The following is a 15,653-nucleotide window of genomic DNA, read 5'->3' as shown; positions in this document are numbered from 1 at the left end:
CGATGATTGCCTGAAACGCGACCCATGCCATATACCCTGAACAAGCCTCCGCCCGCCTCTTGCTGATGGTCCCGAACGCCAGTCCCACCACTGCCCTTCCCTTCATCAACCGGGAACACCATTGAATAAAGGCTTTTATCTCGTCATGGCCGCCCAGGCGTTGTCGTCTCTGGCCGACAACGCGCTGCTGATCGCGGCCATTGCGCTCATCGTCGACCTGCACGGACCCGACTGGATGGCGCCGATGATGAAATGGTGGTTCGCCCTGGCCTATGTCGTGCTGGCCGCCTTCGTCGGCGCCTTCGCCGATTCCTACCCCAAGGGCCGGGTCATGTTCGCCACCAACGCGGTCAAGGTCGTGGGCTGCATGCTTATGTTCAGCTACCAGATGACGGGGCTGGACGTGACCGGCCAGTTGGTGCTGGTGTTTGCCGCCTATACACTGGTGGGCATCGGCGCGGCGGCCTATTCGCCGGCCAAATACGGCATCGTCACCGAAATGCTGCCGCCCGAGCAACTGGTCAAGGGCAACAGCTGGATAGAAGGCCTGACCGTGCTCTCCATTATTTTGGGCACGGTGCTGGGGGGTGTGCTCGTCAGCCCCCGGGTGTCGGAGCACCTGCTGGAACTGTCCTGGATGCCAGACGTGGTGCAGACCCGGGCCGAGGCGGCCATTTTGTTCATAGGCTGCGTCTACTGCCTGGCAGCCCTGTGCAACCTGCTGATTCCAAAAACCGGCATCAGCTACCCCAAGCAGCAGACCAATCCCTGCAAGCTGGTGATGGAGTTCGCCGGCTATGTGCGCATACTCTGGACGGACAAACTGGGCCAGATCTCGCTGGCGGTCACCACCCTTTTCTGGGGCGCCGGAGCCACGCTGCAGTTCATCGTCATCGAATGGGGCGCCCAGCATCTGGGCTATCGCCTGGACCAGGCCTCCATCCTGATGGGGGTGGCGGCCCTGGGCACGGTGTTCGGATCCATCTGCGCGGGACGCGTGCCGTTGCGCAAGGCGCTGTCGGTGCTGCCCCTGGGCGTGCTGATGGGGCTAGCCGTACTGCTGATGCCCCTGGTAAGCCGAACCTGGGAGGTATACGGCCTGCTTTTGCTCGTGGGCGCCCTGTCGGGCTTTTTCGTGGTGCCCATGAATGCGCTGCTGCAGCACCGGGGCCATGTGCTGTTGTCGGCGGGGCACTCGATTGCCGTGCAGAACTTCAACGAGCAGCTCAATATCCTGCTGATGCTGGCCGTCTACAGCCTGATGCTGTGGCTGAACCTGCGCATCGGGGTCATTATCGTGATCTTCGGCCTGCTGGTTGCCATTCTGATGCTGCTGTTCATGCGCTGGAGCCACCTCAATCACAAGCGGGACCCCGATCTGCACAAGCAGATCGGCCAGCATGGCCACGGCCAGGCGCTTCGTTGAATTCTTGATGCATTGGGGCGAAGCGGCGGGCAAAACAGCGCGCCGCTTCGCAATTCAGCACACCGTTCGCGCCAGGTTCAGGTCACGCCAGCCCGCGGCCTTGTGGCGCGGCCGCGACAGCAGGGACGCGGGATGGTAGGTAACCACCACCGGAATGTCGCGCCCCCCGGACTGAAAGGTGTGGACACGCCCCCTGTAATGCTCGAAAGAAGCGGCTTCGCCCAATAAGGCCTGAGCCGCCAGACGGCCCAGGGCGAGTATGCCGTGCGGCTGCAGCAGCTCGGCCTGTCTGCGCAGATGCGGCAGGCAGGCGGCGATTTCCTCAGGGGTGGGTGGCCGGTTGCTGCGCGGGCGGCATTTGACCAGATTCGTGTAGAAAACCCTCTGCGCGGGCTCGATGCCCGCCGCCGCCAGCATGGCGTGCAGAAGGTCGCCCGCCTTGCCCTGAAACGGCTGTCCAAGGCCGTCATCGCGCCCGCCCGGGGCTTCGCCCACCACCAGCCAGTCGACGGATTCGGTCGCACCCGCCCCCGGCACCGCAGCCTGGCGGCCGGCATGCAGGCCGCAGGCTTCGCAAGTTAGTATGGCGGCCTCCAGGGCGTGCCAGTCGGATGATCCGCCCGCCGCCATTGGATCTTGGGAAGCAAGAGCGGGAGTGGCGCTTGGGCTTGGGCTTGGGCTTGGGCCGGGGGTGTCGGGACCAGGACCTGGAGCGGAAGCAGCCCTGCCGCCCTGTCTGAGAGCTGCCAGAGCGGCCAGGGCGCGGCTTCGTTCGTCGCGCCGGGCGCCGGAATGCGTCTGCGCACCTGCCGCGGAGTCGGGCGCAGCCGCGCCTGCCTCTGTCTGCGCAGGGCCGCCCTGCATGGAACCCGCCTGGACATCGGAAGCGGCTTCAGCGCCGGCCGCGGCCGGCCCGGCCCCGCCTTCAAGGGGCGGATTACGGCGCACAAGGCGGGCCAGCATGGGGCGGTCGAGGCCCAGCTCAAGCAACCACAACCTCTGGGCCTCGGTCAGGCTCGGCGGATCGGGAACAAGTTCAGCCATGGCCGTCCTGGGTGCCGAGTTTTTTTTCCATCACCAGAGCATCTTCGCGTTCGTTGCGGCCCTTGGGATAGTAGTCTTTGCGCATGCCCACCTGCGTGAATCCGCGGTTGCGATAAAAAGCCAGGGCCTGGGCGTTGGACGGACGCACTTCGAGGATGATCGCAGGCAGGCCACGGGCCAGGGCCTGCCCCTCGCAATGGCGCAACAAGCCATGGCCCACGCCGCCGCGCTGGGCGTCCGGGCGCACGGCGATCAGCAGCAAATGCGCCACGTCGGGAGCAAACATCGTCAGGGCGAAACCCTGGATCCGCCCCTCTGCGCAGGCCACCCAGGCGCCATAGCCGGCCTGGAGCGCGTCGCGAAAATTGCCGCTGGTCCATGGAAAGGCCTGGACGGCGCCTTCAATTGATGCCGCCTCGTCGACATCGGCGTCGGTCATGCCGCGAATGAGCAAGGCCGGCCTCGCCTTGGGATTGCCCCCCCGGCCTTGCTCGCGCTCGGCCGTGGTATAGGCGACCTTGTCGCGCACATAAAGGGGCGCCGCCTGATGCGGCTGCACGACGCACCCGCGCTGGAACGCATGCCAAGCCAGCTGGGCCACCGTCTCGGCGCTGGCGCGCAGCGGGGCGCCCCGACGCAACACCACGTCGTCGGCCGAATCCCGCGCCACGGCGGCCAGGGCTTCTTCGCCCAGTATCTGCGGATAGGCATCGAGTGCGTCGCCCAGCAGCTTGACCGCCGGCGTGCTTTGGCGCGCCCACTGGCGCGCCTGCCGCCTGACCCAGGGCAGGACGTCGGAAACGTCGAGCAGGACAGGCTCGTGCAGGGTGTGCCAGCCCGAAGGGTGATCGGCAGCCTTGCCATAGACAGCCGCATAGACTTCGGACATGCGCGCGTCTTGCACTACGGCCCGGATGGGCTCGTCGCCGGTGTCGCGCAGGGCCGCCGCATGCAGCGATACCACGGGAATGACCGGCACCCCCAAGGCAAACGCCATGCCCTGGGCCACGCCGCAAGCCACCCGCAGGCCGGTGAAGCCGCCCGGCCCCTGGCCGAAGGCGATGGCGTCGAGATCGCCGCGGCCAAGCCCGGCCTGTTCGAGAAGCTCGTCCACCATGGGCAGCAAGCGTTCGGCGTGTTCGCCGGTTGCGTCATGAGACAGGGAGCGCAGCCTGTATGCCTGCCCTTCGGAAGACAGCAGCGCCACACCGCACACGCTGGAAGAAGTTTCCAGTGCAAGAAGATGATGTCCGGTAATGCCCATGTCCCTCCAGAAAATGCCTGTGCCCACCCGCGCCGACGTCCATTTTAAGACCAATGATGCTAAGCTATATGGCCTGCCTGAGATGGTAAACGGTTTGATTCGAGCATCGCAGAACGAAACGGTCCCTGCGTGGGCCCCTATAAAAATCGCCCTCGCCTCTTTCCTTGACATGCGCCGATGCAAGGGCCGATTCTACCAAACGCTTAATATGTAATATCTTGCTACCAGCCCCTTTCCGGGTTTCCCCGAGCCTGTTACATTTTCGACCATGAATACTCAAAACCAATCCCTCATTCGAAAAATCCTCGTCGTCGACGACGATCCGCGACTGCGCGACCTGCTGCGTCGCTACCTGTCCGAACAAGGTTTCAACGTTTTCGTGGCCGAAGACGGCAAAGAAATGAGCAAGCTCTGGCAGCGCGAGCACTTCGACCTGCTGGTGCTCGACCTGATGCTGCCGGGCGAAGACGGCCTGTCCATCTGCCGCCGCCTGCGCGGGGGGCACGACAACACCCCCATCATCATGCTTACGGCCAAGGCCGAAGAAATCGACCGCATCGTCGGGCTCGAAATGGGGGCCGACGACTACCTCTCCAAGCCCTTCAACCCGCGCGAGCTTCTTGCCCGGGTCAATGCCATTCTGCGCCGGCGCGGCACCGAAGAGCATCCCGGGGCGCCCAGCCAAGAGAACGAATCCATCGAGTTCGGGCCCTATGTGCTCAATCTCTCCACCCGCACCCTTACCCGCAACAACGAGCAAGTGCCCATCACCACGGGCGAATTCTCGGTGCTCAAGGTGTTCGCCCGCCATCCCAAGATCCCGCTTTCGCGCGACAAGCTCATGGAGCTCGCCCGAGGCCGCGAATACGAGGCCTTCGACCGCAGCCTCGATGTCCAGATCTCGCGCCTGCGCAAGCTGATCGAACCCAATCCGTCCAAACCGGTCTTCATCCAGACGGTCTGGGGTCTGGGTTATGTATTCGTGCCCGACGGCGGACGCTGACGTCCCCCGGCGGGGCGTCGGGTAGTTTTTTGCAGTCGCCTGCATGTCGCGCCTTTCCAGACAACTCAAAAAAATCACGTCCAGGCTGCGCCTGGGCCTGTTCAGCCGTTCCTTCCTGCTGCTGGCCGCCCTCATGCTGGTCAGCCTGGGGGCATGGCTGCAGGTGTTCTTCAGCATGGAAGAAGGCCCCCGCGCCACGCAGATGGCGCAGCGGGCCGCCACGTCGGTCAGCATCACGCGCTCGGCGCTGGTCTATGCGCCCACCCATGTCAGGCCCGCCCTGCTGCTCGACCTGGCCACCAAAGAAAGCCTGCGCATCCAGCCCCGCGAAGAAACCGACCGGCTCGAACCCCTGCCCGACTCCAACTACTGGAACCACGTCGCCTCCGAGATCAAAAAACGGCTTGGGGCCGGCACGCAGGTCATGTGGTCGGTCAATGAAGCCCCCGGCATATGGGTAAGCTTCGAAATCAACCGCGACCAGTACTGGCTGGTCTTCGATCGCGAACAGCTGGGCCTGACCGCCGGCATAGAATGGTTCGGCTGGGGCGTCACGGCCTTGCTGCTGGCGCTCATCGGTTCGGCCATCAGCGTGCGTTTCGTCAACCGGCCCCTGGCCCAGCTCGCCAAAGTGGCCCAGCAGCTGGCCCGAGGCGAAACCCCTTCGCCCCTGCCCGAGAAAGGCCCGCTCGAAATCCGCGAAATGAACATTGCCTTCAACCGCATGGCGCGCGACCTGCGCCAGGCGGAGGCAGACCGCGAAATCATGCTGGCGGGCATTTCGCACGATTTGCGCACGCCGCTGGCGCGCATGCGGCTCGAGATCGAAATGAGCTCGGTCAGCGACGAGGCGCGCCAGGCCATCGACGAAGATCTTGCCCAAATCGACCACAGCATCGGCCAATTGATGGAATACGCCCGGCCTGCGGGCATCGTACCCAGCAAGGGCATCGACATTTCGCGGGTGCTGAACGACCTGTTCGACCGCGAGCGCACCCATACCGAGTCGCTGGGCGGGCATCTGTCCGCATCCATACAGCCCGGGTTGTATGCCAAGATCGCCGCGCACGACCTCAAGCGGGTGGTCAGCAACCTGATCGAGAACGCCCGGCGCTACGGCCGCTCGCCCGCCGACGACCGCGCCTATATCCAGCTGCTGGCCCGCCAGGAAGGCAGCACTTTGGCAATCGAGGTCACCGACCAGGGCGCGGGCATCGCCGAAGCCGACATCGAACGCCTGCTCAGGCCGTTTTCCCGGGGCGAATCGGCCCGCACCGGCGTCAGCGGCGCCGGCCTGGGCCTGTCCATCGTCGAGCGCCTGCTTGGCCAGGTGGGTGGGCAGCTTAAATTGCTTCAGCGCCCGTCGGGCGGCCTGATCGCCCGCATCGAGCTGCCCCGGGCCCGGGGCTGAGCCGGCGCATGCCGGGGCAGGCGCTTCAAGCTGAGGCATAATTTGCTTATTGCAGGCATCAAGGAGAGCAAATGAAAACCGTAGGCGACAAACTCGAGCCCTTCAAAGTCATCGGCGTCAAGCCCGGCTTCAACCTGCCCGACGAAAACGGCGTGTCGGCCTTCGAAGACATTACCGAAAGCTCGTTTCCGGGCAAGTGGAAGGTCATCTACTTTTATCCCAAAGACTTCACCTACGTGTGCCCCACCGAAATCGTGGGTTTCGACCAACTGGGCCCGCAGTTCGAGCAGCGCGACACCATACTGATGGGCGGCTCGGTAGACAACGAGTACGTCAAGCTCGCCTGGCGGCGCTCCGACCCTGAACTCGACAAACTCGGCCACTACCAGTTTGCCGACACCACCGGCTCGCTTATCGACCAGCTGGGCATACGCCGCAAATCAGAGGGCGTGGCCCTGCGGGCCACCTTTATCGTCGATCCCGACAACATCATCCAGCACGTGTCGGTCAACAATATGGAAGTGGGACGCAGCCCTGAAGAAGTGCTGCGCGTGCTTGACGGCCTGCAGGCCGACGGCCTGTGCGCCTGCAACCGCCAGATAGGCGGCGCGACGCTTTAGGGCCTGTTAACACTAAAAGGGCTATCGGCCGATGCTCTTGCGCAAGCTGTCGATCAGCTCTTGCGCAAGCTGGGGGTCTTCAAAATTGGACAGCGGCTGTGCACTCGAAGAGGCCGCCCTGGCCATGAAGGTTTCGTCCTGCGGCAGCGCCTCGTCAAAGGGCAGCGGCTTGCCCTGGCATTCTGTCAGGCGCTGGGCAGGCGCGTTGCCAAGCAGGTGGTTCATTACTGTAAGGTCGACACATTCGGTCTGATACACCATCAGGCCGTGCGCACCTTCGTTCTCGACACGCACCATGCTGACGGCCGGCAACTGGTCGAAGGTTTCCAGGGCGCCGCTAAGCGGCGTCGGGACATCGAACTGGCTTTGCACCATCAGCAACGGCGCTTCTTTCAGGCTGTCCATCGAGGGCTTGTCTATGTTTGCCTTGCGGTCCCAGTAAAGGCAGGGCTGCTTCGCCACCCTGTTGGCGGCAATGGGCAGCCCGCGGGAAAGCTCGAAGCCCTTGTCGACCCAGAACACCTGGTCTTTGTTTGCCAGGGGCTCGTCGTTGCACACTACGGTGTCCCACACGGCGCCTTCACTGTCGAGCGAAAAGTATTCCGGCTCGGTGTAAAAGAGGGGGTTGCGCAGGACCGCGATGCGCGTGACCAGCGATGCCGCCCGCTTGATGAAAAGCTCGTTCAGCTCGGGATCGGCGAAGTAAGGATCGCCGTTGGTAAGAGTGGTTCCAATTTCGTCAAGCGTCTTGCCCTGGTCGAGAAGCTTCTGCGTTTCGATGGCGGCCTTGACCGACGATAGATACCCCGGAATGTTGCCGGGCTCGGCCCTGAAGCTTCCGCCGGTGTCGAGCAGGGCCTGCGTGACCTCGTGACCGATGGTATTCAGCTCGTTGACAATGGCTTGCGCGCTGGTGCCCATGTTGAAGATGTCGTCGTGCCGGGCTGCATACGGCGCGATGTACTCTTTGAAAGTGTGCATCACACCCTCGAGGTAGCTGATGGACGCAACATGTATGGGCTTGCTGAAGTTCATGTTGCTGTCCAGCACCATGGGGCCGACCCTGTCGGGGAAGACGCCCGCATACCAGAAGCCAAGCCAGGTGCCGTACGAGACGCCATAGTAATGAAGCTTTTCATCGCCCAGCAGGTGTCGCATGAGATCCATGTCGCGCGCGGTGGCATCGGTATTGATGTAGTCGGAGACCGGGTTCTTCTGGCAATTGCTGGCGGTGTAGCGCGCAATGTCAGTCAGCCGGCGAATGTTCTCGACGGTATCGCCCCACTTGGTGTCGTCGGTTGGATAGACGAGTTCATTGCCCGTGCACTGGATGGTGGTGCTGGCACCCACTCCGCGCGGAGAGAAGCCCACGAAGTTATTGGCTTCGCCAACTTCTTTGTATTTTTTCCCCAGGGTCGAATCATCGTTTCCCTCGGACAGCAGCAATGCAAAACGCAGGGACAGCATCAGGCCGTCGCCGCCGGGGCCACCGGGGTTGAAAAACAGATTGGGCTTCTGCTCGGGCGACTCGGCCGCCCGCACACGCAACATCGACAATGAAACCTGCAGGCCGTCGGGGTTCTGGTAATCGAGGGGCGCCTTGATGTCCGCGCATTGCACCCGGTCGCCCAGCTTGGCCAGATACTTGCTGCCTTCCGACTCATTGCCGGCGACGAAATACCGGCTGCAATCGCCCCAGCTGACTGCCTGGTTCTTATAGAAGGCCAGAGGGTCGGGCTCGGGGGTGGGCGACGAGCTACCGCTTCCCCCTCCGCAAGCGGCCAGGCCAAGCGCCGCGGCGCAGGAAATCAGAATGGTCGAAATCTTCATGAAGGCAGGGAGCATGGGGCTATTTTAGAAGGGTTGGTAACCAAAGCGAACTTTTGGTGCCAAAGTATACCCTTCCATAAAAGCCCCCGGAAGCCCCTGCTTCCTTGCCCGGAGGGCAGCGCCGGAAAACGCGCGAGAAACCCGTTACAAGGTGGCCAGCAGTGCCACCACGGTGGCCGCTATCCCTTCCTTGCGCCCCAGGTGGCCCAGGCCTTCGTTCGTCTTGGCCTTGATGTTGATGGCGCTTTGTTCCAGGCCCAGGTCGGCGGCGATGTTCGACGCCATGGCCGCGGCATGCGGGCCGATCTTGGGCGCCTGGGCATGCACCGTGGCATCGATGTTCACCGCCTTCCAGCCGGCCTGCGCAACCTTAGCGTAAGCTTCACGCAGCAGGCGGCGGCTGTCGGCCCCCTTGAAGGCGGGATCGGTATCGGGAAAATGCCGGCCGATATCGCCCAGCCCCGCCGCGCCCAGCAAGGCGTCGGTAACCGCATGCAGCAGCACGTCGGCATCGGAATGACCGGCCAGCCCGTGCGTATGCGGAATATTCACACCGCCGATGATGAGCGGCCGCCCCTCGACCAGCGCATGCACGTCGAAACCCTGCCCCACCCGAAAGGGAATGCTCATAGCCATTTTTCCATCAGTTCGAAATCTTCCGGCCAGGTTACCTTGAAGTTGCGCACCGAGCCGGGCACGAGCCGGGGCCTGCAGCCCGCCAGCTCCATCGCCGAAGCCTCGTCGGTGATTGGCCGATTGGCCGCATGCGCCTTCTCGAGCGCCTGCAGCAGTTGAAGCGCTGGAAACATCTGGGGGGTCTGGGCGGCCCACAAGGCCTCGCGATCGAGCGTAGCCTGCACGACGAACCCTGCCGCCTGGGCCACGCCGCCGCCTCCGGTCAGCAGACAAGAGTCTCGATCGGCCTCGACCGCCCGCTTCACCGTATCGGCCACAGGCAGCGCCAGCAAGCCGCCCGACTCGTGGGCAAGACAGGTGTCGATCAGCCGTGCCAGGGCCTGGGCCGACAGGCCCGGACGGGCCGCGTCGTGCACCAGGGCCCAGTCGTGGGGGCCCGGCGCAGCCTCGCGCAGGGCGGCCATGACTGTTTGCGCCCGGGTGGGCCCGCCGCAGGGGCGCACTTCCACGCGAGGCAGACCAGCCAGGGCCGGCTCCGCCATGTCGTCGCCCGGGGAGACGGCCACCAGCACGCGCGCAACGCGCGCATCGGCCAGCAGGGCCCGCACCGCGTGCCGCAGCATGGGCTCGCCCCGCAAAAGGCGGTATTGCTTGGGCCGGGGCGGCTGATCGGAGCCCGGCCGTTGCGCGCGCTGGCCGGTTCCCGCAGCCGGAACAATGGCGATCAATTTATCTGACATGCAAAGATTTTATAATGAGAGGTTGAAATGGCTACAGATACCACCCTTCCCCTCTTGCTTCCCTCTACTTCCGCCCTCATCAAGGCCCTGAAGCCCGGCCAGCGCCACACCGTGCCCATGCCGCCCGGCTCGGGCGACGCCTGGCTGCTGGCCGACGTGGCGCGCCAGGCTTCGCGCCCTATCGTCGTATTGTGCGCCGACCCCCTGGCGGCGCAGCGCCTGGCCGACGAGATCCGGCTGTTCGCGCCGCAGCTGCGCATACGCCAGCTGCCCGACTGGGAAACCCTGCCCTACGATAATTTTTCGCCGCATCAGGACCTGATTTCAGAGCGGCTGCAAACGCTTCACGCCCTGCTGCGGGAAACGGTCGACATCCTGACCGTGCCTGTAACTACTGCGCTGTATCGCCTGGCTCCGCCTTCTTTCCTGGCCGCCTACACCTTTTCTTTCCGGCAAGGCGACCAGCTCGACGAGGAAGCCCTGCGCCGCCAACTGACCCTGGCCAATTACTCTCACGTCACGCAGGTTACCGCGCCCGGCGAGTTCTGCATACGGGGCGGGCTCATCGACCTGTTTCCCATGGGTTCGGTGCTGCCCTATCGCCTGGACCTGTTCGACGACGAAATCGAATCCATACGAGCCTTCGACGTCGACAGCCAGCGCAGCCTGTACCCGGTGAAAGAAGTGCAGTTGCTGCCCGGCCGCGAGTTTCCCATGGACGAGGCGGCCCGCAACCGCTTCCGGGCCGGTTTTCGCGAGTTCATCGAAGGCGACCCTTCACGCGCCCTGCCCTACAAGGACATGGGCAACGGCATCGCGTTTGCCGGCGTAGAGTATTACCTGCCCTTGTTCTTCGAACAAACGGCCACCCTCTTCGATTACCTGCCCGCCGATACATTGACCGTTTCGGTGGGCGACATCGACGAAGCCATGCGCAGCTTCGCCCAGGATACCCATAGCCGCTATCAGTTCCTGAAGAGCGACAGAGAGCGCCCCGTATTGCCTCCGGACCTGCTGTTCCTGGACGCCGAGGCGCTGTTCCTGCGGCTCAAGGCCTTTGCACGCCTTGCCCTGGCCGCAGGCGGATCGCACCCCGACTTTTCAATCGTGCCCGACGTTTCCGTGGCACGACGGGCCGAGAACCCGCTTGCCCGGCTGCAGGCCACCTTGCACCAGACCGATTCGCGCCTGGTGCTGTGCGCCGACTCGGCCGGACGCCGGGAGACCCTGCTGCAGATGCTGGCCGAATACAGCATACAGCCCGATGCAAGCGCCGACACACTGCAGGAGTTCCTGGACCGGGACAACCATTTCAGCGTCGTCGTAGCGCCGTTGGCCGCAGGTTTCTTCCTGCCCGGCAACCAGTTGATGCTGCTGACCGAGAACGACCTCTATCCCAACCAGGCCCACGCCCTGCGCCGGCGGCGCAGGGCCCAGGAGCGCAGCAGCGACGTCGAAGCCATGGTGCGCGACCTGTCGGAGCTGCGAGAAGGCGACCCCGTCGTCCACGCCCAGCACGGCATAGGCCGCTACCAGGGCCTGGTCGACATGGACCTGGGCGAAGGCACCATGGAGTTCCTGCACCTGGAATACGCCAGCGGCAGCACGCTGTATGTGCCGGTTTCCCAGCTGCACGTCATCGCCCGCTACAGCGGCGCCGACCCGGACACCGCCCCCCTGCATCAACTGGGCTCGGGCCAGTGGGACAAGGCCCGGCGCAAGGCCGCGCGCCAGGTGCGCGATGCCGCCGCCGAACTGCTGGCGCTCTACGCGCTGCGCGCCGCGCGCGAAGGCTACGCCTTCAAGCTTCCGCTGAACGACTACGAGGCGTTTGCCGAGGGCTTCGGCTTCGAGGAAACCCCCGACCAGGCCGGCGCGATCGAGGCGGTCATCGGCGACATGACTTCGGGCAAGCCCATGGACCGCCTGGTGTGCGGCGACGTGGGCTTCGGCAAGACCGAAGTCGCCCTGCGAGCAGCTTTCCTGGCCGTGGCCAACAACAAGCAGGTGGCCCTGCTGTGTCCCACCACGCTGCTGGCAGAGCAGCATGCCCAGACTTTTTCCGACCGCTTTGCCGACTGGCCCGTAAAGGTCGTCGAATTGTCGCGCTTTCGCTCCAGCAAGGAAGTGGCCGCCGCAATGCAGGGCCTGAAGGACGGAACCGTGGACATCGTCATCGGCACACACAAAATCCTTTCCAAGGATGTGTCGTTCAAGCGCCTGGGCCTCGTCATCATCGACGAAGAACACCGCTTCGGGGTGCGCCAGAAAGAAGCGCTCAAGGCGCTGCGTGCCGAGGTCGACGTGCTGACCCTCACCGCCACCCCCATTCCGCGCACACTGGGCATGTCGCTGGAAGGCATACGCGATTTTTCCGTCATCGCTACCGCGCCGCAGAAGCGCCTTGCCATCAAGACCTTCGTGCGGCGTGAAGACAACGGCACCATACGCGAAGCCCTGCTGCGCGAACTCAAGCGCGGCGGCCAGGTCTATTTCCTGCACAACGAAGTCGAGACCATACACAACCGCCGCGCGCGGCTCGAAGAACTTGTGCCCGAGGCGCGCATCGCGGTGGCCCACGGCCAGATGCCCGAGCGCGAACTCGAAGAAGTGATGAAGGGTTTCTACCAGCAGCGCCACAACGTGCTGTTGTGCACCACCATCATCGAAACCGGCATCGACGTACCCTCGGCCAACACCATCGTCATCCATCGCGCCGACCGCCTTGGCCTGGCTCAGCTGCATCAATTGCGCGGCCGCGTCGGCCGCTCGCACCACCAGGCCTATGCCTATCTGCTGACCCCGGGCGACGACGCAATTACCAGCAACGCCAAGAAGCGCCTGGAGGCCATCCAGGCCATGGAAGAGCTGGGCGCGGGATTCTACCTGGCCATGCACGACCTCGAAATACGGGGCACTGGCGAAGTGCTGGGCGAATCGCAGTCGGGCAACATCCACGAGATCGGCTTCTCGATGTATTCGGAAATGCTGAACACGGCCGTGCGTGCGCTGAAGGCCGGCGAAGAACCCGATCTCGAGACGCCCTTTGCATCGAGCTGCGAAGTCAACCTGCATGCATCGGCGCTGCTGCCTCCGGACTACTGTCCGGACGTGCACGCTCGGCTGGGGCTGTACAAGAAGCTGTCGCACGCGCGCACTGAGGACGATCTCATCGTGATCCAGGAAGAGCTGATCGACCGCTACGGCAAACTGCCCGAAGCGGCGCAGACATTGCTGGCCACGCACAGGCTGCGCCTTATCGCCGAACCGCTGGGCATCGTCAAGATAGACGCCAGCGAAAGCCAGGCCATGATACAGTTTTGCGCCAAGCCCAATATCGATCCCATGCGCATCATCCAGCTGGTGCAGACCCAGCGCCACGTGAAGCTCGCGGGGCAAGACCGCATCAAGGTCGAGATAAAGGCCGCGGCGGCGGCCGGCAAGGACGAACCGCGCCCGGCGCCCGCAGGCAAGGTCTCCAACCGCATCGACGCCGTGCGTTCGGTACTGCGCGCGCTGGTGTAAGTGGTACCTTCCCCACTCAGCCCCCAAAACCGTTCGCGCCGCGCCGCAGCACCACGCAAGGCGGCGCCTCAACATGAAACCTCCGATCCACCCGCCCAACCATTTCTCGAAGAACGCCAAGCCATGAGCCACCTCATACTCCAGTCCCCCGCCCTGCGCGCCGAGAACGTCGAGCAGATCGCCGCCCTGGCCAATGCCCAGGGCGTGCACAGCCTGGGCAACACGGCCGCCCACCTGCTGGGTGTCGACCAGAACGAGCGCGCCGAGATCGGCCGGCTCTGCGACACCCTGGGCATAGACCACGCATTTCTGGACAACATACGCAGCCTGTCCGACTGCAAGATACTGGCCATGGACATGGACTCGACACTGATCAACATCGAGTGCATCGACGAAATCGCCGACATGGTCGGCCGCAAGGCCCAGGTGGCGGCCATTACCGAGGCCGCCATGCGGGGGGAGATCGCCGATTTCGCCGAAAGCCTGCGCCGCCGCGTCGCCCTGCTCGAGGGCGTGCCGGCCTCGGAGCTCGAGCGCGTCTACACGGAACGCCTGCGCCTGAATGCGGGCGGCGAGCGCCTGATCGAAACCGCACACGCGGCGGGCCTGAAGACCCTGCTGGTGTCGGGCGGCTTCACCCTGTTCACACAAAGGCTGAAAGAGCGTCTGAACCTGCACGAAACGCACGCCAATGTGCTGGAAGTGGAAAACGGCATGCTCACCGGCAAGGTGCTGGGACCCATCGTCGACGGCCAGGCCAAGGCGGACCACGTCGCAGCCCTGGCCCAACGCCTGGACGCCACGGCGGACCAGATCATCGCCCTGGGCGACGGCGCCAACGACCTGAAGATGCTCGCGCTGGCGGGCTATTCGGTAGCCTACCGGGCCAAGCCCGTGGTGCGCGAGCAGACGCGCTTTGCCCTCAATTTCAGCGGGCTGGATGCGGTGTTGAATTGGTTCAAGGCTTAGCCGGTGCCTGTTGCCCGGCTGCTTGCCTAGCCCTCCAGTACTGCTGGTTGTTCGCGATGCGGCTTTGTTGAGTTCTTCAGCGCCGTTGATTGTTCACGATGCGGCTTTGTTGAGTTCTTTAGCGCCGCCGGAGGCGGGGTGTCATCAGGCGGGCGGTCGGGCGGTCCGGCTTCGCCGGACTACCCGCGTCTGCCTCGTACGCGTGGGCGGCGAAAGAACTCGCCCTCGCCGCTACGCGGCTCGGAACTCGGACAAGCTTTCGCCGACTGCCCCCACGCTCCCTTCGTCAGCCCGCGGCGCCCTCCGACGCCCGCCTGAAGACACCCCGCCTCCGACGGCTTGCGGTTTCGGCTCGCGACGAATATAAAAGGCCGGCGTGCCGGCTTGTATGGTCTGCCTCGACATAAGCCGCTGGAGGAGAGCCTATTTGTGCCGGGCGTTGGAGGGCGCTGCCACAAACCGCCCGACCGCCCGGCACAAATAGGCTCTTCTTCAGCGGCGCTCAAGAACCCAAATAAAAACCTGCACAGCGCAGGTTCCAGAAAAACATCAGGTAAAACGTAGGCTCGGATAGAATCCGCTCCCGGACTCGACATAACAATCGAGAACCAGCTTCAGCCTCCTTCCGCAGAAGAGCTACCTCTTCCGCCCCGCATGATGCCGCCGCAGCAGATAGCGCAGCACAAACCCCGGATAAGCCAGCACAAGATACAGGCTGAGCGTAATCGCGTAGAACTCCCAGGTCTGCTGGAAGGGATTGCCGATGTTCGCTTCGAAGGCAAAACCCACTGTGCCTACCATTACATACAGCACCAGCACCTCGAGCAAGCGGGCGAACACAGGCTTGCCGACAACCGCCCCGCGATTGCGCCAGCCCGGATACGACAGCAGCAGCACCGCGGCAATCGCCACCGCCAGCAGCTTGCCCAGGAACAACAGCGCCGAAGCCGCGTCGGCCCCGATGATCAGCGCACCGCCGATCAGATCGAGCGTCAGCAAGCACCACCCCGCCAGCAACGCAAAGAACACCACCGACTCAAGCAGCCGCAACCATGCAGGGCGGCCCGGCTCGCCGGGCTGGGCCCAGGGCAGCGCCAGCAAGTGGCGCTGCAGCAGGAACGGCAGGCTTGCCGTGCCAAACGCCAGCAGGATCACCACCCAGACCGCCAGAGACTGATCCATATA

12 protein-coding genes and 1 pseudogene are annotated in these 15,653 nt (G+C 64.1%); 6 read left to right on the top strand and 7 right to left on the bottom strand.

What is annotated here, in order from left to right:
* Positions 1 to 121 precede the first annotated feature (121 nt).
* Positions 122 to 1,426 (top strand): lysophospholipid transporter LplT, encoded by a 1,305-nt coding sequence (lplT, locus tag C7440_RS05610; protein ID WP_116517751.1) that lies wholly within the window; start codon positions 122 to 124, stop codon positions 1,424 to 1,426.
* Between the two features lie 54 nt (positions 1,427 to 1,480).
* On the opposite strand, the gene C7440_RS05605 is transcribed toward lplT, so the two are convergent.
* Both C7440_RS05605 and tsaB read right to left on the bottom strand, forming a co-directional pair.
* Entirely contained in the window at positions 1,481 to 2,470 is a 990-nt protein-coding gene (locus C7440_RS05605) for a uracil-DNA glycosylase (protein ID WP_116517750.1), read from the bottom strand.
* Positions 2,463 to 3,734, bottom strand: coding sequence for a tRNA (adenosine(37)-N6)-threonylcarbamoyltransferase complex dimerization subunit type 1 TsaB (gene tsaB, locus C7440_RS05600; protein WP_116517749.1), 1,272 nt, complete (start codon positions 3,732 to 3,734; stop codon positions 2,463 to 2,465). Before tsaB ends, C7440_RS05605 begins: the two co-directional genes overlap by 8 nt.
* 268 nt (positions 3,735 to 4,002) lie before the next feature.
* Between tsaB and ompR the strand changes: the two genes are divergently transcribed.
* The 3 genes from ompR (at position 4,003) to C7440_RS05580 (ending at position 6,768) form a co-directional block, all read left to right on the top strand.
* Positions 4,003 to 4,737: an osmolarity response regulator transcription factor OmpR gene (ompR, locus tag C7440_RS05590; RefSeq protein WP_017524991.1), complete on the top strand. Its 735-nt coding sequence runs from the start codon at positions 4,003 to 4,005 to the stop codon at positions 4,735 to 4,737.
* Positions 4,738 to 4,780: 43 nt separating this feature from the next.
* Positions 4,781 to 6,148 (top strand): ATP-binding protein, encoded by a 1,368-nt coding sequence (locus C7440_RS05585; protein ID WP_017524992.1) that lies wholly within the window; start codon positions 4,781 to 4,783, stop codon positions 6,146 to 6,148.
* Positions 6,149 to 6,219: 71 nt separating this feature from the next.
* Positions 6,220 to 6,768, top strand: coding sequence for a peroxiredoxin (locus C7440_RS05580; RefSeq protein ID WP_017524993.1), 549 nt, complete (start codon positions 6,220 to 6,222; stop codon positions 6,766 to 6,768).
* Between the two features lie 21 nt (positions 6,769 to 6,789).
* Here the strand turns inward: C7440_RS05580 and C7440_RS05575 are convergent, their stop codons facing one another.
* The 3 genes from C7440_RS05575 to C7440_RS05565 all read right to left on the bottom strand — a co-directional run bounded on the left by C7440_RS05575 (position 6,790) and on the right by C7440_RS05565 (position 9,974).
* A complete protein-coding gene (locus C7440_RS05575; protein ID WP_243410828.1) occupies positions 6,790 to 8,613 on the bottom strand; it encodes an alpha/beta fold hydrolase in 1,824 nt (607 codons plus the stop codon).
* 129 nt (positions 8,614 to 8,742) lie between these two features.
* Positions 8,743 to 9,228, bottom strand: coding sequence for a 2-C-methyl-D-erythritol 2,4-cyclodiphosphate synthase (ispF, locus tag C7440_RS05570; protein WP_116517747.1), 486 nt, complete (start codon positions 9,226 to 9,228; stop codon positions 8,743 to 8,745).
* A complete protein-coding gene (locus tag C7440_RS05565) occupies positions 9,225 to 9,974 on the bottom strand; it encodes an IspD/TarI family cytidylyltransferase (RefSeq protein WP_026068043.1) in 750 nt (249 codons plus the stop codon). The genes ispF and C7440_RS05565 overlap by 4 nt, the downstream gene beginning before the upstream one ends.
* A 27-nt stretch (positions 9,975 to 10,001) precedes the next feature.
* Between C7440_RS05565 and mfd the strand changes: the two genes are divergently transcribed.
* Both mfd and serB read left to right on the top strand, forming a co-directional pair.
* A complete protein-coding gene (mfd, locus tag C7440_RS05560) occupies positions 10,002 to 13,499 on the top strand; it encodes a transcription-repair coupling factor (protein WP_116517746.1) in 3,498 nt (1,165 codons plus the stop codon).
* 123 nt (positions 13,500 to 13,622) lie between these two features.
* The gene (gene serB / locus C7440_RS05555) at positions 13,623 to 14,468 is read left to right on the top strand and encodes a phosphoserine phosphatase SerB (RefSeq protein WP_116517745.1); all 846 of its coding nucleotides are present in this window, start codon (positions 13,623 to 13,625) and stop codon (positions 14,466 to 14,468) included.
* 636 nt (positions 14,469 to 15,104) lie between these two features.
* Here serB and C7440_RS20050 read toward each other — a convergent pair.
* Entirely contained in the window at positions 15,105 to 15,374 is a 270-nt protein-coding gene (locus C7440_RS20050) for a DUF2818 family protein (protein ID WP_243410855.1), read from the bottom strand.
* 171 nt (positions 15,375 to 15,545) lie between these two features.
* A pseudogene (locus C7440_RS20045) lies at positions 15,546 to 15,650 on the bottom strand (DUF2818 family protein); the annotation flags it as partial.
* Positions 15,651 to 15,653: the final 3 nt, after the last annotated feature.

Origin of the sequence: Pusillimonas noertemannii, assembly GCF_003096595.1 — a bacterium.
In the GTDB taxonomy this organism is placed as follows: Bacteria; Pseudomonadota; Gammaproteobacteria; order Burkholderiales; family Burkholderiaceae_B; genus Pusillimonas; species Pusillimonas noertemannii.
The sequence above is the reverse complement of the archived record's forward strand: the minus strand, read 5'-3'. Positions and strand labels throughout refer to the sequence as shown.

Bases quoted from the DNA above. Each gene is read 5' to 3' on its own strand.
- C7440_RS05605 (WP_116517750.1), bottom strand. From the start codon at position 2,470: ATGGCTGAACTTGTTCCCGATCCGCCGAGCCTGACCGAGGCCCAGAGG.
- serB (WP_116517745.1), top strand. From the start codon at position 13,623: ATGAGCCACCTCATACTCCAGTCCCCCGCCCTGCGCGCCGAGAACGTC.
- C7440_RS05580 (WP_017524993.1), top strand. From the start codon at position 6,220: ATGAAAACCGTAGGCGACAAACTCGAGCCCTTCAAAGTCATCGGCGTC.
- ompR (WP_017524991.1), top strand. From the start codon at position 4,003: ATGAATACTCAAAACCAATCCCTCATTCGAAAAATCCTCGTCGTCGAC.
- tsaB (WP_116517749.1), bottom strand. From the start codon at position 3,734: ATGGGCATTACCGGACATCATCTTCTTGCACTGGAAACTTCTTCCAGC.
- C7440_RS05575 (WP_243410828.1), bottom strand. From the start codon at position 8,613: ATGCTCCCTGCCTTCATGAAGATTTCGACCATTCTGATTTCCTGCGCC.
- ispF (WP_116517747.1), bottom strand. From the start codon at position 9,228: ATGAGCATTCCCTTTCGGGTGGGGCAGGGTTTCGACGTGCATGCGCTG.
- C7440_RS05565 (WP_026068043.1), bottom strand. From the start codon at position 9,974: ATGTCAGATAAATTGATCGCCATTGTTCCGGCTGCGGGAACCGGCCAG.
- mfd (WP_116517746.1), top strand. From the start codon at position 10,002: ATGGCTACAGATACCACCCTTCCCCTCTTGCTTCCCTCTACTTCCGCC.
- C7440_RS05585 (WP_017524992.1), top strand. From the start codon at position 4,781: ATGTCGCGCCTTTCCAGACAACTCAAAAAAATCACGTCCAGGCTGCGC.